The following is a 21080-nucleotide window of genomic DNA, read 5'->3' on the forward strand; positions in this document are numbered from 1 at the left end:
CCATCAAACGGCCCTGCATGTCAACCAGACAAACCAATACCGTATCAATCTCGCCAGACGAAACCTCAGCCTTCAAATGCTCAAATGTCAGCATGCAATACCTCTGTGATATGCGAGAATTTTCGACGAAAATTCTTTGTCCCTGTAACGACCGGCCCGCGAAAGAACGGGCCGGTCCAGTGTTTTATCCGTAACGATAGGGCCGCCCGGCCTTGAGCATTTCAGCGTTGTAGCGCTTGAAGATATCCACGACCTTTGCCTTGGTCTCGGATTCCGCAGCAATTTCATCCCAGAATTTCACCGCAGCTTCTTCCACCGTCGCCCATTCTTCGTCCGGGATCGTCGTCAATTGCATCTTGGTGCCGTTAACCCGCAGGTTGGCCTCGCCGCCCCAATACCACCATTGGCGATAATAATGCGACTGATCGCAGCATACTTTGAACAGCGTCTGCAGATCTTCCGGCAGCTCGCTCCAGCGATCCATATTGGCAAAGAAGTGGCCGGCCCAGGCCCCCGAAATATTGTTGGTTAGGAAGTAGTTAGTCACATCCGCCCAACCCACGGTGTAGTCTTCGGTGATGCCCGACCAGGCAATACCGTCCAACTCGCCGGTTTGGACGGCGACCTCGATATCCTCCCAAGGCAGGGTCACAGGAACCACGCCGAACTGTGACAGGAACCGGCCCGCTGTCGGGAAGGTAAAGATGCGCTTGCCCTTCATGTCCTCCAGTGAGTTGATCGGGTCCTTGGTGGCAAAATGGCACGGATCCCATGCGCCGGCGCTGATGTGTTTGACGCCGACCTTGGAATATTCCTCATCCCAGATCTCGTTCAGGCCCCACTGGTTGAACAGCACCGGCACGTCCAGCGAATAGCGCGAAGCGAACGGGAAGTAGCCGCCGAAAACAGTGACTTCGGTGGGCGAGGCCATCGAGTCATCATCCGATTGAACCGCGTCGATGGTTCCCTTCTGCATAGCGCGGAACAGCTCTCCGGTCGGGACCAGTTGATCGGCGTAGAATAGCTCGATCTGCATACGGTCACCGGCGATCTGGTTGAACATCTTAATAGCCGGGTCGATCACATGCTCGGCCAGTGCAGGACCGGCATATGTCTGCATCCGCCATGTGATCGTGCTTTGCGCCAGTGCAGGCGTTGCCAAAGGTGCCGCCGCAACCCCTACCCCCGCAGTTTTCAGAAACTTACGTCTTGTCGTCATGTCAATTTCCTCTCCGTTTAAGTTTGGGTGCCCGTGTGTCGGGCCTTCTGGTTAATTTCCGTAAACATACCCGGGCAGCCACAAGGCGATCTCGGGGAATATCATGATTATTGCGAGCGCCAGGATCATCACCCCGACAAAGGGCACGATTGAGCGGTAGATGTCGCGCAGGCTGATTTCTGGCGGAGCCATTGCGCGCATCAGGAACAGGTTGTAGCCGAAAGGCGGCGTCATATACGCGATCTGGGTGGTGATGGTGTAAAGTACACCGTACCAGATCAGATCGAAGCCAAGCGCCCCCACGAGCGGCACATAGAGTGGCGCCACGATGACGAGCATTGCGGTATCGTCCAGGAACGTGCCCATGATGATAAAGCTGAGCTGCATCAGGATCAGGATCAGCCACGGTGACAGCCCCAACTGCTCGGTGAACAGGTTCTCGATGGCCTTGACCGCGCCCAGCCCGTCAAACACCGCGCCGAAGCCCAGCGCCGCAAGGATGATCCACATGAACATGCACGAGATGGCCAAGGTTTGCTTGGTACAGTCCTCGAAAATCTTCCACGTCATCCGACGTTTGAGGACTGACGCCACAAGCGCCGCCAACGCTCCGATGGCCGAACTTTCTACCAATGAGGTCCAACCGTTCACGAACGGCAGCATCATCGCAGCGAAAATCATCAATGGCAGTGCCCCGGCCCAGAGCAGACGGAGTTTCTCGGACCTCGGGACCTCGTGCGCGTCTTCCATCGCTGGTCCCAGATGCGGTTGAAGCCGGCAACGAATCCAGATGTAGAGGATGAACAAAGACGCCATCAGCAGCCCCGGCACAATGCCTGCCAGCCAAAGTTGACCGACGGGTTGCCGCGCGATCATGGCATAAAGCACCAGAACTACCGAGGGCGGCACAAGGATGCCCAAGCTCGACCCGGCCTGAATGACTCCCGTCACCATGGTCTTGTCGTATCCGCGCCGCAGCAGTTCAGGCAGTGCAATCGTCGCCCCGATGGCCATACCTGCCACGCTGAGCCCGTTCATTGCCGAGACCAGCACCATCAGGCCGATGGTGCCGATGGCAAGCCCACCGTTCACCGGCCCCATCCAGACGTGGAACATGCGATAGAGGTCATCGGCCAGACGACTTTCGCTCAGGACATAGCCCATGAAGATGAACATCGGCAGGGTCAGCAGCGGGTACCATTTCATCAGCTTCATCGCCGCCGAAAACGGAATGTCCTGTCCGCCTGTCCCCCAGAGCGCCAGTGCCGCAATGGCTGCGACGGCACCAATTGCACCAAAGACGCGCTGCCCGGTGAACAGCATCAGCATCATCGAAGCGAACATGAAGATTGCAATAAATTCCTGGCTCATGCCCGCGCTGCCCCGATCTCTTGCCCGTTGATCCGCGCAATGTCTTTGAAGAATTCTGATATCGCCTGCAGCAGCATCAGGAAGAAGCCGAAGACCATGATCGCCTTGACCGGCCAGATGTAAGGCCGCCATGCGGTGGAGGAACGCTCCAGCCGCCCGATCTCTTCACTGCCGGTCAGAAGGCCTGTGAAATAGGTGACAGGCTCATCACCCCAATAGCCCAGGCTGTACGCCGTGGATCCAAGCCCACCGTAGAACAGTACACCCAGATAAAGGATCAGCAGCAGCACCGTGAAGGCATCGAACCAGGCTTTCCGGCGATGGCTCCAATTATGGTAAAACAGATCCATCCGAACGTTCGAACCCAGTTGGATCGAATACGCCCCCCCCATGATGTAATAAGTCACCATCGCAAACTGCGCCATTTCTAGCGTCCAGAGCGAAGGCAGAAAGAAGGTCTTCGAGATCGAGGACCACAGCAGGATGCCCATCATCACGAACAGGCCCCACATCATGACCCGCCCGATCCGGTAGTTCACCGCATCGACTACACGCACATATGCTGACATTGCCTTGATCATTCGCCCACCCCGCTACAGAACGGAGCAATGGTACGATTGATCCACGGGGCCAGACAATCGGCCATGACCCGCTGCTGCTCGGCTGTCTGAATCAGATCATTCCGGATCTCGATCATGACGTTCAACAATCCGTTGGGCGCTGCGTGAATATCCAAAGTGTGCGCCACCCCGTCTGCCGCCGAATAGGGTTCGTTCAATCGAGTAACCAGGGGCAGCTCGTGCTCGGCGCTGGCCAACATCGCCTTGGCAAAGCGGGCGTCCTGGCCATGCAGCAAACCAAGCTCAACATCGCGCGGTGTTCCGCGGTATATCGGCGTGAAACTATGAACCGTCACCATGAGTTTTAGCGTGCGGTGATGACGGATCAGAACATCCTCTAGCCCTTGGCAAAACGGCACATATACGCCTTCAATCCGCTGCTGACGCGCATTGGCGCTCAGTTCAAGGTTCGCCGGGATCGGTGTGTCTTCACTGCATTCCGGCATAGCATCGGGGGCTTCGGGAGGGCGGTTGCAGTCATAAACCAGCCTCGACACCCCGCCATGCACCAGCACGCCGTTCAACTGCTGGGCCAGTGCCTGTGCAACCGGCAGCGCGCCCGGGTCCCACGCGATATGGCTGCGCAGTGCCTCGGCACTTAGCCCCATGTCCCCCAGTCCGTCCGGGATACGATGCGAGGCGTGTTCGCACACCACCACAACCGAAGGCTCTTCCGGCGCGTCGTCGATGTGAACGACGGGACCGAAATCAGGCTGAGCAGAGGTGAGAGAGGCGCTACGTGATTCCATTTGGAAAAAATTCCACAGAGGTTCTTAACCTGTCAATAAATTTCCTGTATAAAATTCCCCAAGTCAGATTGCATTGTCAAATTTTCCACATAAACATGGGTAAAAGGGAAAGGAGTATTCCGTGCGAGTGACAGAAAGGCTCCTTGCGCATCGCGAAATGATGACACCGACCGAGCGGCAGTTGGTCAACGTGCTGCTGGATGATTACCCCATGGCAGGGCTTGGCAGCATTACCGAGCTGGCCAGTATCGCCTCGGTTTCCACCGCCACGGTTGCGCGGATGCTTCAGAAAACCGGCTTTGATGGCTATCCGCAGTTTCAGTCCGCGATACGCAGCGAAGTGAAAGAGATGATCTCGGGGCCCGTCGCCAAACGGGATGTCTGGCAGAATGACTTGCCTGAAGAACACATTCTCAACCGCTACTCCCGCCAAGCGCTTGAGAACCAGCGGCGTTCGATTGATGAGGTCGACCCGGATGAGTTTGACAGTTTCTGCCGTATGCTTTGCGATCCCAAACGGCGTGTTTTCATCACCGGCGGACGCATAACCGGGACCCTGGCGCAATATCTCTACCTCCACCTGCAGATGATCCGTCCTGATGTGAAGCTGCTGTCAGATGCAGCGTCGTGGACTCACGATCTGCTCGAAGTGCGCGAAGGCGACGTGCTGGTGGCCTTGGATGTGCGGCGCTATGAGAACACCACTTTGCTGATCGGACAGCTTTGCCATGAACGCGGGGCCGAGGTTGTCCTGCTGACGGATCAATGGCGATCCCCCATCCACCGGCTGGCGAAACACACCTTTGCGGTAAGGATCGCAGTGCCTTCGGCCTGGGATTCCATGACTTCGCTAATGGTGCTATTGGAATGCGCCATTGCCGAAATGCAGGAACGTCTCTGGGACAGTGTCAAGCAGCGCATGGACGAGTTAGAGCAGGCCTTTGACCGGACGAAGCTATTTCGCAAGTTCGGCCAAAGCTCGGGGTCCTGACGTCAGGTAGCGACGTTTCATAAGGTACAACTGCGCGTGAGCCCTGTTGTCAGACGCTGCGCAGACCGTACACTCCAGCGTATGACATTCATCGCTGAAAACCAATTACCTCTGCTGATACTGGCCTTTATGATCGGCCTGTTTGGCACAGGATTTCTGTTCCGCAAACCTGCAGGGCATCGGGCGTGGAAACTGGCGGATCTGGTCTGGGTCGTATTGGGTGGGATCGGTGCGCTGGTCGCCGTGTTGGCCGGGCTTTACACCTCGGACAGTTCGCGGCTGGACCGGCAGATCGACGTTGCTTATGCCGCCACGCTTGCATTCGACCGTGATGCCGCGCGGTTTCGGCTGAGGTTCTGTGACCCCGCTTACGACCCGGATACAGCTGTTTTGTGCGAAAAGGTAGAGTTTCTGTCCGCCTCAACCGCAAGCAATGCCGATTTACCGTTGTTTATCGCGGTCACGAACGAAGTAGCCCCGCTTCAAGGCCTGCATTTTCTATTCGGCCGCACGTCGAGTGATGACATGGATGAGGCCCGCGAGATGGCCGCGAAAGCGGATGCCTTCAGCATCGATCAATTTCTCGTCTTCACATCTCTGGACGATGATACACAAACCGCAATTGACAACATGCGGCGCAAGGTGCCTGCGATTGCTGGTGATTATCTGATCCTGGCCCAAAGCTATGACGATCTGATCGAACAGGTCGGCAAGCTCAAGGATGAATGGGAATATCTGCAGGCGAATGCGCATATTTTGGTACTGCAGATCATTGCCCTATGTCTGGTAAGTTTTGCTGCACCGTTCCGTCTGGGCAAATCCATCGTTGAGCTACGCACAGCCTTCAACGCCGATACGACTGCGCCAGCAGATGCGGATCAGCCCCCAGAAAGTACCGCGCCAGAGTCCAAAGGTTCCGCGCGCCCCGCCGAAACCAACCCTGACGGATATAGCGTTCCGCACTCGTAACCGCGTCTGCTTTCAACAGCACCGGGCGCGGCAAAGCGCGGATCAAGGCGACATCCTCCATCAGTGGCTGATCTGGGAATCCTCCGACAGAGTCATATTCCCTGCGACGCACCAACAGCCCCTGATCGCCGTAGGGCAAACCAAACACTCTGCTACGCAGGTTGGCCCAACCGGCAACCCAGCGGGCACCAATCCCACTGACGCGAAACCGCAATCGGAAGGCTGCTGGTCTGTGCGAACGCAGATGCTCTGCCACGATGGCGCTCCAGCCTGACTGCAACTCGGTGTCGGCATGCAGGATTAGCAGCCAGTCGCCAGATGCTTTGGCACACCCCCTTTGCAACTGCCCTCCCCTTGACGCCGGGCCTGTTACGATCATGGCTCCGGCTTCATCCGCCATCTCAAGTGTTGGATCCTCTGAGCCGCCATCGGTCACGATTAACTCTCGGATCAGGCCTGAATGAAGCCCTTCCATCAAAGCCTGCAGCGTTCCCGGCAGGGAATGCCCCGCGTTAAGGGTCGGAATCACAATGCTGATCGGGGCGGACACGTCTGAAACCCTCTGGTCATGGCAGCGCGATTTCCTATATCACGAAGCCAGACGAATTGACGAGGATCAACCCATGTCCAATCGCCGCATTCTGCGCCTGACCGGCAACGATACTGATAGCTTTCTGCAGGGGCTGATCACAAATGACGTGCAGCGGCTGGACGACGGGCTGGTCTACGCCGCCCTTCTGACCCCGCAGGGCAAGTACCTGGCTGACTTCTTTCTCAAACGAGACGGTGAGTCGGTGCTGCTGGATGTGGCCGAAGTGCTGGCCGACGGGCTTGCCAAACGACTGACGATGTACAAGCTGCGTGCAGATGTGACCATCGACCAGACCGACCTGAACGTACAACGCGGCACCGGCCCCGCGCCCGAAGGCGCCCTACCCGACCCGCGGCATCCTGATCTGGGATGGCGCGCTTATTCTACCGCTCCGGAAGGTGATGACGGTACGGACTGGGATGCTATCCGCGTCCGTCACTGTATCCCCGAAACCAGCATCGAACTGACGCCAGACAGCTATATTCTTGAGTCCGGGTTCGAGGCGCTGAATGGCTTGGACTTCAAGAAGGGCTGCTATGTCGGACAAGAGGTCACCGCGCGCATGAAGCACAAGACTGAGTTGCGCAAAGGTCTGCGCGTTGTCGAGATCGCGGGCACCGCTCCGGTCGGGACCGAGATTCACTCCAGTGGTAAACCCGCCGGGGTGTTGTTTACACAGTCTGGCGGAAAGGCGATCGCATACCTTCGGCTGGATCGCGCGGGGGACGAGATGCAGGCAGGTGGCGCGACGCTAAAACTGCCAGGTTGATTTTGTTGCTGAACCGGCACGCCCATTCTTTTGAAACTGTTTGCGTATTTGACGCGGCCGGGCCGCGCGGTATCACTGACTGCAATTGGCCTAACGGGATACGTGCATGTTTCGCCTCTATACCGCGATATGGCGTGTCAGCGCCGGACGGCAAATCATCCTTATTCTGCTGTCATTGGCGGTGGCTGCGCTGGCGGCTGCTCCGCTTGAGTTCCAGCGCGACATCGTCAATCACCTGACATCTGATAGCATCGAAGTGGATCGCCTGCTGTTGCTGGGCGCTGGGATGATGGGCGTCATCCTGTTGAGCCTTACGTTGAAATGGGTGCTCGGGTATCGCTCTGGAACGCTGGGCGAGGACATCATCCGACTGATCCGGGGACGGTTGCTTGCCCGATCAATCGATCTCAGCGAAGAGGGTCAAGACCTTCGTTCGGGCACGATGACAACGGCCGTATCTGCTGAGGCGGAAGAGCTGGGCAAGTTCGCAGGCGGTGCGTTTTCCGATCCTGTGGTGCAAATCGGCACATTGATCAGCGTAATCGGCTACATCTCTTCCACCCAACCGGGGCTGGGCTTGATCGCACTTTCCATGATCGTTCCGCAGATCATTATCGTTCTGGCCTCTCAGCGAAAAGTGAACATCTTCGTGGCCGAGCGTGTTCGAATCCTGCGCAGCGCGACCGACCGCTTGACGCACGAGGATATCGAGGCGGCATCGCGAGCGATTGAGAAACAGTTCGACGAGATATTCGAGACCCGCCGCAAGATGTTCATCTGGAAACTCTCGGCCAAGTTCCTGCTGAGTATCATCAATGGCGCAGGGACTGTTGGGATTCTGATGCTGGGCGGCTGGCTGGTGTTGCAGGGTAAAACCGATGTCGGCACCGTCGTGGCCGCGATAAGCGGTCTCGGACGCATTCAAGGCCCGACCGCTTTCTTGATCGCATTCTACCGACAGGTCAGCGCCAATCGCATCAAGTACGAACTGATGCTGGAGCTGTTTGGAGATCATCCCGAGCGCTATCGCATTCGGACCTAAAAAAGGGCCGCAGAGCGACCCTTTTGCACCGAACTATCGTCCGCTTACGCGCGTTCGGAATACTCCATGGTCTCGGTATTCACTACGATCATCTCATCCTGCCCGATAAAAGGCGGCACCATGACCTTGACGCCATTGTCCAGAACCGCTGGCTTAAACGAGTTCGCCGCAGTCTGACCCTTCACAACCGGCTCGGTCTCGACGATCTTGCAGGTCACTTTTTGGGGCAGCGTGGCGTTCAGCGCCTCGCTTTCGTAAAACTCCACAACGATAGTCATGCCGTCCTGCAGAAACGGGCGGCGCTCACCCAGCAGTTCCGAAGGCAGTTCGATCTGCTCGTAGGTCTCGGAGTCCATGAACACCAGCATGCCATCGGATTCGTACAGGAACTGCTGATCCTTCTGCTCAAGGCGCACGCGTTCGACTTTGTCGGCCGAACGGAAGCGTTCGTTCAGCTTTGAGCCATTGCGCAGGTTGCGCAGCTCGACCTGGGCAAAAGCTCCGCCTTTGCCGGGCTTTACGTGATCCACTTTGACCGCCGCCCACAGTCCGTCATTATGCTCAAGCACATTGCCGGGGCGAATTTCGTTCCCATTTATCTTGGGCATGACTTAAATCCTTCACAAACGGTTGATGCGTCAGTTCTCGTCCCTATATCTGGCGTGACCACACCTGACAAGACAACGAAACCTAGTGCTGCACCTGCAGCGAGCCATGCAAATGACGCAACGCAACTATGCATTTTAGGTGTATCCGAATCGCATGTAATAGGTCATAAGGACCGTCACGCCGAAAATTGCAAGAGCAAGAAAAACAGGAAAGACGAGATGAGAGATTTCGTTGACGGCACTGCCTTTAACAACGAACAAGGCAATCGTGCACGCAAACTTTTCGCAGCCGTTGTACTGGCTGCTCTGGATGATGCCATCGCCGACGACAAGAAGTATGGCAACGGACCGGAACAAATTGCCCGTTGGGCGCGTTCGCGCGATGGGCGCGAAGTACTATCGTGCGCCGGCATCGACCCCAATGAGCGGGTTGTTGGCGGGCTGATGGAATTTGTTGGTCGCGGCGTACGGACGTCTGTCGCGCTGTCCCGCGAAGAAAGCGAGCGCCGGAATGCGGCTCAGCAGGCCGAAGCGGCCTGATTGACGCTCGCATCCGATTGAAAAAACGCGCCCTGACATCGGGGCGCGTTTTTCTTTGGGCTGATTGGTCAGATCAAAAATACATGATCCATTGCCACGCCACCCAAAGCTCGGCCGCCAGTAACAGCGCAAAGAACAGTTTTGCCGAAACCGACAGGCCGCGCTGCCAAAGCACCACATAGGCGGCAATGCAAATCGTCACTGAGATCGGCGCGATCCAAGCCGCATGATGTGTGCTGTCCCAATAGCTGATCGGACTGTGAAAGACCCATGAACTGATCGGCCAGAACTGTGGTCGGCCATCGCCTGCGTGCAATAAGAAATCCATCACCAAATGAAGTATCCCTGCGGATGCGCCAATAGTCACCAGGTGCCAGCGGCGCCACAGCCCGAGTGCAAGTGCCACTCCCCACAAAATGAACGAGTTATCGATGGCGAATACGGTTTGCCACGCGGGTGAAAAGTAAAGCTGATCAAACACCACCTGTGCCGGGATGTTCAGAATGTGCAGCGAAACGCCGGCCATCAGGTATAGCGACAAATCCGGCAACAAGGACCCAAACAGAGCTGCCCATAGCGTCGCGCCCCGGGCCGGGCGCGCAAAAACAGCAGCACCGATCAAAAGATGCGCAGGCGTATTCATATGGGGCTTTTCCTTTGGCCTTAAATCAGGTCATCTGCGCCCGAGCATAGGAGACAGGCCATGGCGCGGTCCATCATGATTCAAGGCACCGGCAGCAATGTCGGCAAATCGGTTTTGGTGGCCGGGTTGGCCCGCGCCTATACGCGACGCGGGTTGCGCGTGGCTCCGTTCAAGCCGCAGAACATGTCGAACAACGCCGCTGTTACGGAAAACGGCGGCGAAATCGGGCGCGCGCAAGCCCTGCAGGCGCGGGCGGCCAAACGACCGACGCATACGGATATGAACCCAATCCTGCTCAAACCCGAAACTGATACCGGCGCGCAGATCATTCTTCAGGGCCAGCGCGCAGGTACAATGAAGGCGGGCGATTATCGCAAGGACAAGTCTAAGCTGCTGGGTGCGGCTCTGGAAAGCTTTGAAAGGCTTTGCAGCGACGCTGATCTGGTGTTGATCGAAGGCGCGGGTAGTCCGGCAGAAACTAACCTGCGCAAGGGTGACATCGCCAATATGGGATTTGCTTGTGCCGCACAGGTTCCGGTGGTTCTGGTGGGCGACATTCATCGGGGTGGCGTGATCGCTCAGATCGTGGGGACGCAAGCCGTCTTGGAGGCCGGGGACCTTGCGATGATCCGGGGTTTTGCCATCAACCGCTTCAAGGGCGATGTCTCCCTGTTCGATGAAGGGCGCGACGATATCGCATCCCGGACCGGCTGGCCCTGTATGGGCGTGGTGCCCTGGTTCCATGATGCATGGAAGCTGCCGGCAGAAGACATGATGGACATCCGCTCTCATACCGGAGGGGCATGCAAGATCGCTGTGCCTCAGCTTGAGCGGATGGCCAATTTCGACGATCTCGACCCGCTTTCCGCCGAACCGGGCGTTACGGTCGAGATCATCCCAGCAGGCCGTCCCCTGCCCGGAGATGCCGATCTGGTGCTGTTGCCGGGCAGTAAGTCTACAATCGGCGATCTGGCCTATTTCCGGGCGCAGGGTTGGGATATCGACCTTTATGCCCATGTCCGCCGCGGGGGTCATATTCTGGGCCTGTGCGGGGGTTATCAGATGCTGGGCAAAACCATCTCGGACCCCGATGGCGTCGATGGACGCCCCGGTCAGGTCGAAGGGCTGGGATTGCTGGATGTCAGCACGACAATGGCCGGAGAAAAGCAGGTTATCCTGCGCTCAGCAACCGCCCTGCCCGGTCATGAACCCGTCAGCGGATATGAGATCCACATGGGCCGTACTGATGGCCCGGATTGCGCTCGGGCCTGGCTGCAGATCGAAGGTCGCCCGGAAGGTGCCGCCAGCGCCAATGGGCGCATACGCGGCAGCTATCTGCATGGGATTTTCACCTCGGACACGTTTCGCGCCAGCTATCTGGCAGAGCTGGGCGTGACATCGAAAACAGCTTACGAAGACGGCGTCGAACAAGTGCTGGACGACCTTGCCGACCATCTGGAACAGCATATGGATCTGGATCTGCTTCTCGCGATGGCGCAGACGCCACGCACCATTTAGACCTCAGTCAACATCCGCTGCGGCGATCGCCCGCGTGATCTCACGCCGAACCATCTTGCGCAGGTTTTTCGTGATCCGTTCGCCCAGCGCGCCCTGCAGCTCTTCCCGGACGATCTGGGCGACGAGTTCGCGCAATTCCTCTTCTCCGATTGTCACATCGGTCGGCTTCTGTGCCATATCTTCCACCACCTCCGGGTCGCGAATAAATGTGGCTTCGGATTTTGGTTCAGCCGCCTGAGACTGCGCAAAAGCTCTGTCTGCCGGCCATTCAACAGCCTGCGTCTTGGTGCCAGAGTAGTCGTCATCGCTCTCGCCATCAGGCTCCCACTGATCCTCGGTGCGCGCGATAGCAGCTTCCAAAGCTTCAATCTTGGCGCTGAGGCTTCCCGCTAGGTCGCGCTTTGGTGCGTCTGCCTTGGCGTCGACATCACCAGCGCGCACAATATCGCTGGGTTGCAGCCGCATCGGTTCGGCAGGGTTGCTTGGCGCATTTGCGGCCTGCTTTGGGGTACTGTCACCCGCGCTATGCTGGGGCATCAGTTTCAAGGGCCCGGCCTTCTTGGCGATCAGCGGTTCATTGCTGACGCGCAGCGCATCCGTTAAAACCAATCGGCCCGGCTTAGCAGCCGGGGCCGTCGGAACAAAGATGAATTCTGATTCGTCATGCGCGTCCTCGTCGACCATTCGCTTAACCGACGAAAGAACGTCCTGAATATTGGCGCTTACAACACGATCTGACATTATTTTCTACCGCTCTAACCTAGGCCCGATTGTAGCCAATCTGAGCCAGCGCCACAACAGGTAGCGATGCCCTTTAGTCGCGGCGCAATGCCTTGAGCACTCGATCCAGATCGCGGCTTTGCTTACTGACCTGCGACGGCGCCTTTTTCACGAGGTTGTAATACAGGGTCGGATCATAGATCTGCACTGCAAGACCCAAACGCTCTGCCGTCAACAGCCCCTGGGCTTGCAGCAGTTCATATGCAGCCCGCGACCGCTCGGTCCGGGATGCTACCTCGGCCAATTGCGCGTCCAGCAAATCCTGCTGGGCATTCAGGACGTCCAAGGTCGTCCGTGCACCCAACGTTGCTTCTTCACGAATACCGTCAAACGCCACCTGCGAAGCACGAACCCGTTCTGTTGACGCCCGCAGGCTTGCAGTTGCCGCCTGAAACGCAGCATAGCGATCGGCAACACCTTGTGTGATGTCTTTCTGAACGTTCAGAAGGTTGGCACGCGACGCATCACGAGTTGCCATCGCACGACGCACCGCTGCCGCCAGACCGCCACCGGAATAGATCGGCTGATTGAAGTTCAGTGAGATCGTCGCATCGTTGATGTAATCGTCATTGTCGTAGCTCTCGGTAATGCCCGCATCCGCATTCAGGCTGACATTCGGACCCAGATTTGCACGCTGCTGCTGCACGATCAGGTCCAGCGCACGCACCTGATGCTGTGCGGAAAGAATCGCAGGGTGGTTACGCTGAGCCAAATTCACCGCATCCGCCTCTGAACGCGGCAGGTTGGGCAGCCTTGGCTGGCCAGCCGTCCGCCCAGGTGTCTTGCCAACGGCGTTTACGTATTCAGCCTGAGCAATGCTCAGGTTACCACGTGCGACCGCCAAATCAGCCTGAGAGCTGGCCAATTGTGCCTCGGACAGGGCAACGTCTGTACGTGTAACCTCACCTACTTCAAAGCGATCCTGCGATGCGCGCAGTTCTTCCGCCGACACTTCCACGTTGTTCTGGCGGATCGCAACCGTCTCTTCCTGCAGCAGAACACCCAGATAGGCGTTCGCGGCTCTGATCAGGATTTGTTGTTCAATATCAATAAGAGACTGACGGGTGGATAGCACAGTTTCCTGCGCCGATTGCTTGCCAAGGATGGAAGCGCCACCGTCATAGATCAACTGGCTCAGCGTGAGACCGGAAAAAAAGCTCGAAGGCTCGCGCGTCGTGATCAAGCTGCTCGTGTTGGTGCGCGTGTAATCCCGGCTCACCCGCACGGTCCAGTTGATGATCGGACGCAGCGCTGAGAGCGCAATGGCGACATCTTCATCCGCTGCGCGTAACAAGGCACGGTTCTGCTCAAGCAGGCCGCTGGTGTTATACGCGCCGATGAATGCATCGGTCAGATTATCTGCCCAAACCGACCTTCCGGGCATCACACTTAATGCAACACCAGCAGCCAAAGTCAGGCCTTTGACCAGCTTTCCTGTCGTCGTCCCGCGCATAACTAAGTCCTCTCAAATCGAAATTACGCAACCACCAGCGCAGTTTGCGCCGGTGTTTTCAAGTAATCAAGGCATCAAAATACTTCTATTGCCAACTATAGCGAAAATGCACACTCAGCGCAAAATGCGGGCAAAATCGGTGCGCTAGCATTGAACGCAAATCGCCACGAGACACGGCCTGAGGACTTGAGACCCATACGAACCGTGCCAAGATCACCCTCCATGAACAGGCAAATGATCCGGCCCCCATCCTTGAGTTGATCCAGCAAAGTGTCTGAAAGCTGCTCGACCCCACCCTGAATCATGATCACATCGTAGGGTCCATGCTCAACCGCGCCTTGTTCAAGCGGTCCTTCATGAACAATAGCGTTGTCTACGTCAGCTTCCATCAGAAGCGTCTGAGCTTCAGCCGCCAATGCCGGGTCGGATTCCACGGCCACAACCAACTCTGCCATTCGTGCGGCAATTGCGGTTGAGTAACCCAGCCCCGGAGCGATATCCAGCACCACTTCATCATTGGAAATGTTGACTGCGTCCAACATCTTAGCCAGCGTCCTGGGCTCAAGCAGACAACGTCCATCACCCAACTCGACCAGATCACCAACATAGGCTGCCTCACGTTGCGCATCCGGCACGAAATTTTCGCGCGCAACGCTCAGCATCGCATCAATGATAGGGAACTTGGTCACATCCGAGGGCCTGACCTGAGTATCAACCATCGTAAGGCGCCGGGCTGCGAAATCTGTCATGTGATCGCTCATTCCTTATCAGACTGTTATCTGGCTTTTGCCACATCCGCCTGCCTGCAGCAACGGGCCAGATTGCATTTCCGGGCGCGGCAAAAACGTACCATTGGGGTATTGTCAAATTTCCAAACAAGACAGAAATAATCGCCCTCAAGGCTATGGACGTTCATCCTGAAAGCTGATAGAACGCCGCTCACACCACGGCAAGTTATTGATATTGCTTAAAAAGGCGAGTTGGCGGAGTGGTGACGCAGCGGATTGCAAATCCGTGTACACCGGTTCGATTCCGGTACTCGCCTCCACTACTTTTCAATGGGTTAGAAGCATTGGCAATTTCTGCCGAAGCGCATTTTACAATCCATTTTACAATTCCGTTCACGCTTTGCTCTCCTTGGCCTCACTTAGAAGCGTCAAAACGTCATCAGTTTCACCCGGCGAAACCTGCGCGTAACGCTCAATCATTGCCGCAGCAGTGCGCAGAGACCACCCCATGCATCCGGCGATCTGGGAGAGCGATAGACCCGCCCGCAAAAGCCTTGTGGCTGCCGTACCACGGGCGTCGTAAAGCCGCAGGTCATAGCCCAAGCTCTGAGGTGTTAGCCCTGCCTTGTCGCGCCACTGGCGCACCCCCTCGGACGCCCGATGCTCGGTCAATGGCTTGCCACTGGCGTTGGTCAGGATAAGCAGTCGATCATCAGGTGTTGCGTCAATCACTTGGGCCATAGCTTGACTGACCGGCACAAACGCAGATTTGCCACGCTTGTTGGTTTTGATGCGAATCCGACGACCGCCCGGCGTTGGCTCAACGTGGGCGCGCGATAGCCTTATCAGATCGCCGGGGCGCATGCCTGTTTCACAGGCGGTTACCAAAATACGCACCACCCATTCCGGCGCCAGCTTTTTGACAGCCTCAACGTGTTCTGGAGCCCAAACAACATCGGATCTGTCAGACCGGTACACTTTTTTGAAACTGCAATGGTGATCGGCGAGCTTTCCAGCATCCCGCGCCCAATTCAGAATTCTGGTTACCACGGTTCCGGCATAGTCATACTGTTTCGGTGAGTGAGCCCATTGCGCGCGCCATTCATTCACCTCGGCACGCGATGCGGCCTCCTCAAACATAGCCACCGGGTCTTTCTTGAATTCCGTTGAGAACCGAAGCGCCCATTTCTTGTAATCAGCTTGCGTTCGCGGCTTGAGCGCCTGAAATTCTGCAGACTGCAGGTACGCTTCAACTAAAGCCTCAGTCATGTTCCGATCAACCTTGGGCGCAGCGGCGGCCATCGCAGCGGTGTAAGCCGCAAAGAACTCGGCATTTTTCGGAAAAGGCCGGGGGTCTTTCCAAAAACCAGTTCCTTTGCGACCACGAAGCGAGAAATAGTAACAGACAGAGCCATCGGCGAGCTTGGCTCGCACGCGATGGACCTCCGGGGGCAAGTTACCGCGCGGCACGGCGAGCCCTCCTTGCTGCGACCAAGCTATCGTTCTCGCAGCTATCAGAAGAATGAAGCCCTTGAGCTTCATCAAGACGGCGGCGAACCAAAGCAGGATCAAAATAGCCTCGCCGCCCCGGAACAGGCGTTATGCGCATCGAAGCGCACCAGTCACGAAAGGCAGCGTTCGTGCCCGAGTACCCAAGGCGGTGTGCAAGGTCATCCGATGTGACCAGTTCAATACCGAAGCTGCCGAGGTTATCCATTGTCGGCCTCCGTGAGAAAAACGGCGGCGAAGCTGAGACCGAGAGACGCCCCAATCTGACCGCAAACATTGGAAAGGTTTAGAACGATCCGAGGCGCGGCCCCGCGCCCCTCGACAGCCCCGATCACTGCGCCGGGAACACTATCTATCTTATTCAGATCAAACATAGAGTCAGCGTCTGATACAATTGCCAACTGGCTTTGCTGGCGCTCTGCCCCCTCATTCGCAAAGATCAGATATGTCTCACCAACGGCGAACAACTTACCCGGCGCCCGAATGTGCGCTGATCTGGGCTGGATTTGATTGGGGTTAGGTTGCTGGCCATAGTAGGCGAACTGCGCTCCCGCCCAATACGCTTCGCGAACGTCGACTCCGCAGTCGATCAGTGCGAACGCTATGGCCCCTTGCACAACTGTCTCGAGCGAAAGCTGCCGTAGCCTCCCGCGCCCCGGTCCTCTTGATGCAACGGATTTCACCCCTTCCGGCACGAACACCTTGTTCATGTCGAAGTGGTTTTGCCAGCGACGAGACGTATTCCCCATCGCAATCAGTGCCTTATCGGCAGGAAAATATAGCCCTTCGGACGACATGGGAAACGCTACCTCCACGCATATTAAATTACAACAGGCATGGTGAATTTATTACCATAGGTAGAGTTATGTTGCGTCAACTACTTGGTATCGAACAAAAACTCAGAATTCCGCAACAAGACTGACCACGAGTGACTTGCGGCATTCCGTAAAACGAATGTCAGTGCAGCATTGTTTCGGGACCGCCAGCTTGTGTCCTCAACTAAGTGCCCCTTCACAATCATTAAGCGAAACGGAACTGAGGGGGTGCAACCCATGGAAAGGTTGGATAGAGTCTCGCAAGAACTTAAAAATATTGGAGAAAAACTTGCTTTTTTCAGAGCAATTTGGAATTCACATAGATGGAACAGAGCCTTGGTTTGATCCTCTGTTGACCCTTGATACGAAACTGTACATTGACCCGTTCCTGATTTTTCAAGACGAGTTCGGCCCCTTTGTCGGTGCGCATGAAGAAATCGTGAGTTTTTATGAGGCCGCTTTCCAACTCGTTGCCGAAGCCGGTGAAACCAAATCTGATCGACCTTGGAAAAAGGCGATCTCCATTCTAGGCACACCCGAAGTTGAAGAGTTTTGCTTGGGGGTTACGGCATCAGGCACAAGAGGTGCAGGCGCCGCAGGCGGAAAAGCAAAGCTCATCGCCGAAGCATTTCACAAAGCAGTGCTTTTCGGGCTTGCCAATCCAAAGCACTTCGAAACGGTGCAACTTTTTCAAGAAGGTATAGCCGAAGACACGGTAAGTGACGCAGTTGGCAATATCCTCAGACACAGGTTTGCCGAGTACACAAAATCCGTCTGCGATGGGTATGGAGTTCCCACCAAAGCGTGCCCACACTACCGTGGTCGCTTCAATCCAGACACACGGCGGTGGGAACGCATTGTCGTAGATGCCCCGATCAACCCATACAGCGAAAAGCAAGTCCTGCTCGTGCCAAAGCAGTATCTGCGACCGCTGCCGACGCTGAATCCAGATGATTTTTGGGGATACTGCTTTGATCAGAATGCCCAAGAACTTCGGACAGAGTTGGGTGAGGAAATTACGCGCAACGTCAAAAAAGAAGTGATACTAGAAAAAGCACTAGGCGACTATGACAGCGTAGAAGAATATGTTGCGTTTCTAGAGCGTATCGGCGGAGCGCCATATGATCTCGATGAAGACCCAAAAGGACTTGTCAAATGGTACCACAAGTCCAGGGAATTTGTTCAGGAAAACCCGATAGAACTGCATTTCAAGGATGCATCCGACTTCCCACAATTCATAGATAAGTTGCTGTCGGTATTCAAAAACTACGTCGAAAACCAAGGCGGGTGGGAACTCATCTACAACGACGACGGCAGACCAAAAAGCGAAAGCGCGTGTCAACGATTGTTCTTGGGGATTGTCCGGCACTACTGCCTTGCAAACAACATCGACGTGTCGCCCGAGGTTAATATCGGGATTGGCCCGGTAGACTTCAAACTATCGCAAGGAGCCAAGCTCACTGCTCTGGTAGAAATGAAGCTCGCCAAGAACACCAAGTTTTGGTCTGGTCTAGAAAAGCAACTACCGAAATATCTTCAAGCCGAAGAGGTAAAACTAGGGCGCTTCTTGGTCATCGCCTTCAACGAAACGGATGTTGAGAGGTTGAACGACATTTATGAGCGAGTTGCAAAAGTTAATGCTGAAACCGGGTACGAGATCCAAAGCTGCGTCGTTGAGGCAATCTACAAACCGCCGTCAGCATCAAAACTTTGATCCCTTTGGCGATTGGATTGGCCAATGAAAACCGAAAAGAGTCAATCCAAAAGCCATGGAGCGGAATAGTCTTCTCATAGCGTCTTAAATGTTCAAGAGAGTCTAGCCTAGCGCCTCTCCTACGACCGTGAACGAACCGTGCTTGTCGCTTTTCATGGGCGCACCTCAACTTCAAAACGGTCCTACTGGATTTTCTGGTTCGGAGATAGCCCCAGCGGGCTTTTCTACCTTGAAGATCGCGCCAGTTCCAATGCGCGTGCCCTAATGTCGGCGTCCTGTTCAATCCGCCGAACTTCTTCCTCCAAACACTTATATGCGGGCAAAAACTCGTCGCCAAAATTGGCAACCAGATGTGCTGCACCTGCTAGCGCGCGACGGTAAAGCTCTTCATCTGATCCGCTGAAAACTTCCCTCATTTCCATCTCCGTACCTCATGCCAAACCGAACACCTATCAGCGTTTGGCAAAGGATTGGGCCACTCTGTCAATCTACATCATATACCAAAACGTTTTGGCCAAGCACTACCCGATCCAAGAGGGCCTAATGGACAAATACGGAGCATCAATTTTTGGATGGAGTCCACCATCGCAGCGTTTTGAAGTCCTGGCCGATTGCAAGAGTGAAAAACTGGATCTCGTATCGCACGGAAAGCCATTAGGTGAATGCAAGAAAATCACCAAAAAATGCGGACTGGATAGCCCTAAGGTATTTTCCCTCGAAGAGTTCGCTCTGCTTAGTTAAGCTCTTCAACAGTTATCCCGTTGCAGGCAATTCCCTACTCGCCGTTTGTAAAGCTCGGCGACACGCAGTCAGTGCGCTTAAGCCACCTCTTCAAAACGATCAATTTGAAGGACACCAGGAAGCTACCTAACTCGTCTCCGCTTTTTGATCCCATTGCAAGAGTCGGCTGAGCCGCGCGGCGGCAGTAAGGCACATTGCATCTCACTGAAACCTTCAACAAAAAAAGTGAAAGACCTGATAGACGTGCTAACCTGCATCGACTCGGGAAAAAACGGTTTTTGAAAACGATGCTTGAGCGCAGACCAAAGGAGCATACCAACAAAGCGGCTCGTATAGATGCAATTAAAAGGAATCTGCCACAGAGCATCTGGGATGACACACCAAGAGTGGTGGAACGGAAAAGCAGAGACCTACACTATTTTTCACCTGTATTGTCGAAGAAACTGGAGAACTGCTTTGCGGATTTGGTGGTTACGCCGACTTCGGTCGATGAATTATCACAAACTCTCAAAATGTGTTTCGAAAATGAGGTTCCAATAACGCCGAGGGGTAGAGGTACAGGAAACTATGGTGGCGCAGTGCCATTAGAAGGAGGGGTAGTACTAGAACTAGCTAAACTGGACCGAATTCTTCAATTTAAAAGCGACCTCATCACTGTCGAGCCGGGTACCATTGTTCAGGATGTGGATAGGGTTGCTAGAGAAAAAAACGGTAAGGAACTCCGAATAATCCCCGCATCCTACAAATCGGCAACCATTGGGGGCTTTGTTTCTGGCGGAGCTTCTGGAATCGGATCCGTACGATGGAGCGGCTTGCTAGACATGGGAAACATTTTCTCGCTCAAATTGCTCACAATGGAGCGTCAGCCGAGGCTTCTGGAGCTATCTGGAGAAAAATTACACTATGCGACACACGCCTACGGGACAAACGGGATCATTACAGAGCTGACTCTACCACTCGCTCCCGCTTACAATTGGGTTGGTGTTGTGCTTTCTTTTACGGACTTCCGTAGCGCATGTGAGTACGCAAATACCATAGGCGAGGAAACCGGGATTGTTTTGAAAGAGCTTGCCGTCTTATCTGCGCCCATACCCAAACACTATCTTGGGAAGTTGTGCTCGCATTTGACGGAGACGGATCACATCGTCGTGGTCGCAGTTGCTGACATCAGCAAGGACGCACTGTTATCTCTGACAAAGGGATGGCGCGACGCAAGAGTTGAAGTTGAAACTGAGGATGTCCTCGAACCCCAATCACCAAATCTAAATCAGGTTTTGGAACTCACTTGGGGGCACACTACGCAAAAGGCGATCGCGTCTGACCCCAGTCTTACCTACCTGCAAGTAATGTATCCCTTTCCAGACCAGCTAGACTTGGTTCAGAAGCTTAGAGATATGTATCCTGAAGAAGTAATGGTGCACCTCGAGTTCGTCAGGTTTACGGGTACGTTCACTTGCGTTGGCCTGCCGATCATAAAGTTCACCTCTAAAGAAAAGCTGAACGAAATTATTGAGTTCCACATCCGATTAGGAGCGCGAGTTTTTAACCCACATACCTACACAATTGAAGGCGGAGGCATAAAAAGAATGGGCGAAAAGCAGTACCGATTCAAGCGGCACTGCGACCCAAAAGGCTTACTCAACCCTTCAAAATCTATTTAAAAAATTGCGCACCGACAAACGCGAGATTGAGCAACATTCGTAATTGAG

General features: G+C 55.3%; 21 protein-coding genes and 1 tRNA gene. 9 read left to right on the forward strand and 13 right to left on the reverse strand.

What is annotated here, in order from left to right:
* Positions 1–184 precede the first annotated feature (184 nt).
* The 4 genes from ACR0AH_RS09635 to ACR0AH_RS09650 are packed head-to-tail and all read right to left on the reverse strand — an operon-like array spanning position 185 to position 3959.
* Entirely contained in the window at positions 185–1219 is a 1035-nt protein-coding gene (locus ACR0AH_RS09635; protein WP_480591681.1) for a TRAP transporter substrate-binding protein, read from the reverse strand.
* A 51-nt stretch (positions 1220–1270) separates the two neighbouring features.
* The gene (locus ACR0AH_RS09640; RefSeq protein ID WP_170391787.1) at positions 1271–2590 is read right to left on the reverse strand and encodes a TRAP transporter large permease; all 1320 of its coding nucleotides are present in this window, start codon (positions 2588–2590) and stop codon (positions 1271–1273) included.
* The gene (locus tag ACR0AH_RS09645; protein ID WP_480591683.1) at positions 2587–3171 is read right to left on the reverse strand and encodes a TRAP transporter small permease subunit; all 585 of its coding nucleotides are present in this window, start codon (positions 3169–3171) and stop codon (positions 2587–2589) included. Before ACR0AH_RS09645 ends, ACR0AH_RS09640 begins: the two co-directional genes overlap by 4 nt.
* Positions 3168–3959: an N-formylglutamate amidohydrolase gene (locus tag ACR0AH_RS09650; protein ID WP_480591686.1), complete on the reverse strand. Its 792-nt coding sequence runs from the start codon at positions 3957–3959 to the stop codon at positions 3168–3170. Before ACR0AH_RS09650 ends, ACR0AH_RS09645 begins: the two co-directional genes overlap by 4 nt.
* 127 nt (positions 3960–4086) lie before the next feature.
* Between ACR0AH_RS09650 and ACR0AH_RS09655 the strand changes: the two genes are divergently transcribed.
* Positions 4087–4950, forward strand: coding sequence for a MurR/RpiR family transcriptional regulator (locus ACR0AH_RS09655; protein WP_480591689.1), 864 nt, complete (start codon positions 4087–4089; stop codon positions 4948–4950).
* Positions 4951–5794: 844 nt separating this feature from the next.
* On the opposite strand, the gene ACR0AH_RS09660 is transcribed toward ACR0AH_RS09655, so the two are convergent.
* Positions 5795–6469: a TIGR04283 family arsenosugar biosynthesis glycosyltransferase gene (locus ACR0AH_RS09660; protein WP_170512160.1), complete on the reverse strand. Its 675-nt coding sequence runs from the start codon at positions 6467–6469 to the stop codon at positions 5795–5797.
* A gap of 73 nt (positions 6470–6542) precedes the next feature.
* Between ACR0AH_RS09660 and ygfZ the strand changes: the two genes are divergently transcribed.
* On the forward strand, positions 6543–7280 hold the full coding sequence (gene ygfZ / locus ACR0AH_RS09665) for a CAF17-like 4Fe-4S cluster assembly/insertion protein YgfZ (RefSeq protein WP_170594900.1): 738 nt from the start codon (positions 6543–6545) through the stop codon (positions 7278–7280).
* Positions 7281–7386: 106 nt separating this feature from the next.
* Positions 7387–8322 carry an ABC transporter transmembrane domain-containing protein gene (locus ACR0AH_RS09670; RefSeq protein WP_170594898.1) on the forward strand — a complete coding sequence of 312 codons (936 nt, stop codon included), beginning with the start codon at positions 7387–7389 and terminating at the stop codon, positions 8320–8322.
* A gap of 44 nt (positions 8323–8366) precedes the next feature.
* On the opposite strand, the gene efp is transcribed toward ACR0AH_RS09670, so the two are convergent.
* A complete protein-coding gene (gene efp, locus ACR0AH_RS09675; RefSeq protein ID WP_170391801.1) occupies positions 8367–8930 on the reverse strand; it encodes an elongation factor P in 564 nt (187 codons plus the stop codon).
* Between the two features lie 219 nt (positions 8931–9149).
* Here efp and ACR0AH_RS09680 point away from each other — a divergent pair, with 219 nt between their 5' ends.
* Positions 9150–9470, forward strand: a complete 321-nt coding sequence (locus ACR0AH_RS09680; protein WP_008757056.1) for a DUF6280 family protein — start codon at positions 9150–9152, stop codon at positions 9468–9470.
* 73 nt (positions 9471–9543) lie between these two features.
* On the opposite strand, the gene ACR0AH_RS09685 is transcribed toward ACR0AH_RS09680, so the two are convergent.
* Positions 9544–10113, reverse strand: a complete 570-nt coding sequence (locus tag ACR0AH_RS09685) for a cobalamin biosynthesis protein CobQ (RefSeq protein ID WP_480591694.1) — start codon at positions 10111–10113, stop codon at positions 9544–9546.
* Between the two features lie 60 nt (positions 10114–10173).
* Here ACR0AH_RS09685 and ACR0AH_RS09690 point away from each other — a divergent pair, with 60 nt between their 5' ends.
* Positions 10174–11631, forward strand: coding sequence for a cobyric acid synthase (locus ACR0AH_RS09690; RefSeq protein ID WP_480591697.1), 1458 nt, complete (start codon positions 10174–10176; stop codon positions 11629–11631).
* Between the two features lie 3 nt (positions 11632–11634).
* On the opposite strand, the gene ACR0AH_RS09695 is transcribed toward ACR0AH_RS09690, so the two are convergent.
* From ACR0AH_RS09695 to ACR0AH_RS09705, 3 genes are all read right to left on the reverse strand, one after another.
* On the reverse strand, positions 11635–12372 hold the full coding sequence (locus ACR0AH_RS09695; RefSeq protein WP_480591699.1) for a hypothetical protein: 738 nt from the start codon (positions 12370–12372) through the stop codon (positions 11635–11637).
* A 73-nt stretch (positions 12373–12445) separates the two neighbouring features.
* A complete protein-coding gene (locus ACR0AH_RS09700; RefSeq protein ID WP_170391809.1) occupies positions 12446–13864 on the reverse strand; it encodes a TolC family outer membrane protein in 1419 nt (472 codons plus the stop codon).
* 95 nt (positions 13865–13959) lie between these two features.
* On the reverse strand, positions 13960–14613 hold the full coding sequence (locus tag ACR0AH_RS09705; RefSeq protein ID WP_170401191.1) for a protein-L-isoaspartate O-methyltransferase family protein: 654 nt from the start codon (positions 14611–14613) through the stop codon (positions 13960–13962).
* Between the two features lie 225 nt (positions 14614–14838).
* Between ACR0AH_RS09705 and ACR0AH_RS09710 the strand changes: the two genes are divergently transcribed.
* Positions 14839–14912, forward strand: a tRNA-Cys gene (locus ACR0AH_RS09710).
* 73 nt (positions 14913–14985) lie between these two features.
* Here ACR0AH_RS09710 and ACR0AH_RS09715 read toward each other — a convergent pair.
* Both ACR0AH_RS09715 and ACR0AH_RS09720 read right to left on the reverse strand, forming a co-directional pair.
* Positions 14986–16062 (reverse strand): tyrosine-type recombinase/integrase, encoded by a 1077-nt coding sequence (locus ACR0AH_RS09715; RefSeq protein WP_480591702.1) that lies wholly within the window; start codon positions 16060–16062, stop codon positions 14986–14988.
* A gap of 239 nt (positions 16063–16301) precedes the next feature.
* On the reverse strand, positions 16302–16898 hold the full coding sequence (locus tag ACR0AH_RS09720) for a hypothetical protein (RefSeq protein ID WP_480591705.1): 597 nt from the start codon (positions 16896–16898) through the stop codon (positions 16302–16304).
* 307 nt (positions 16899–17205) lie between these two features.
* Here ACR0AH_RS09720 and ACR0AH_RS09725 point away from each other — a divergent pair, with 307 nt between their 5' ends.
* Positions 17206–18630: a hypothetical protein gene (locus ACR0AH_RS09725; protein ID WP_480591708.1), complete on the forward strand. Its 1425-nt coding sequence runs from the start codon at positions 17206–17208 to the stop codon at positions 18628–18630.
* A 224-nt stretch (positions 18631–18854) separates the two neighbouring features.
* Here ACR0AH_RS09725 and ACR0AH_RS09730 read toward each other — a convergent pair whose 3' ends face one another.
* Positions 18855–19046, reverse strand: a complete 192-nt coding sequence (locus ACR0AH_RS09730; RefSeq protein ID WP_480591709.1) for a hypothetical protein — start codon at positions 19044–19046, stop codon at positions 18855–18857.
* A 127-nt stretch (positions 19047–19173) separates the two neighbouring features.
* Between ACR0AH_RS09730 and ACR0AH_RS09735 the strand changes: the two genes are divergently transcribed.
* Both ACR0AH_RS09735 and ACR0AH_RS09740 read left to right on the forward strand, forming a co-directional pair.
* Entirely contained in the window at positions 19174–19371 is a 198-nt protein-coding gene (locus tag ACR0AH_RS09735; protein WP_480591711.1) for a hypothetical protein, read from the forward strand.
* A gap of 287 nt (positions 19372–19658) precedes the next feature.
* Complete coding sequence (locus ACR0AH_RS09740; RefSeq protein ID WP_480591714.1) at positions 19659–21032, forward strand: FAD-binding oxidoreductase; 1374 nt, start codon at positions 19659–19661, stop codon at positions 21030–21032.
* The last annotated feature ends 48 nt before the right edge of the window (positions 21033–21080 follow it).

This window comes from Ruegeria sp. AM5, from assembly GCF_056540645.1.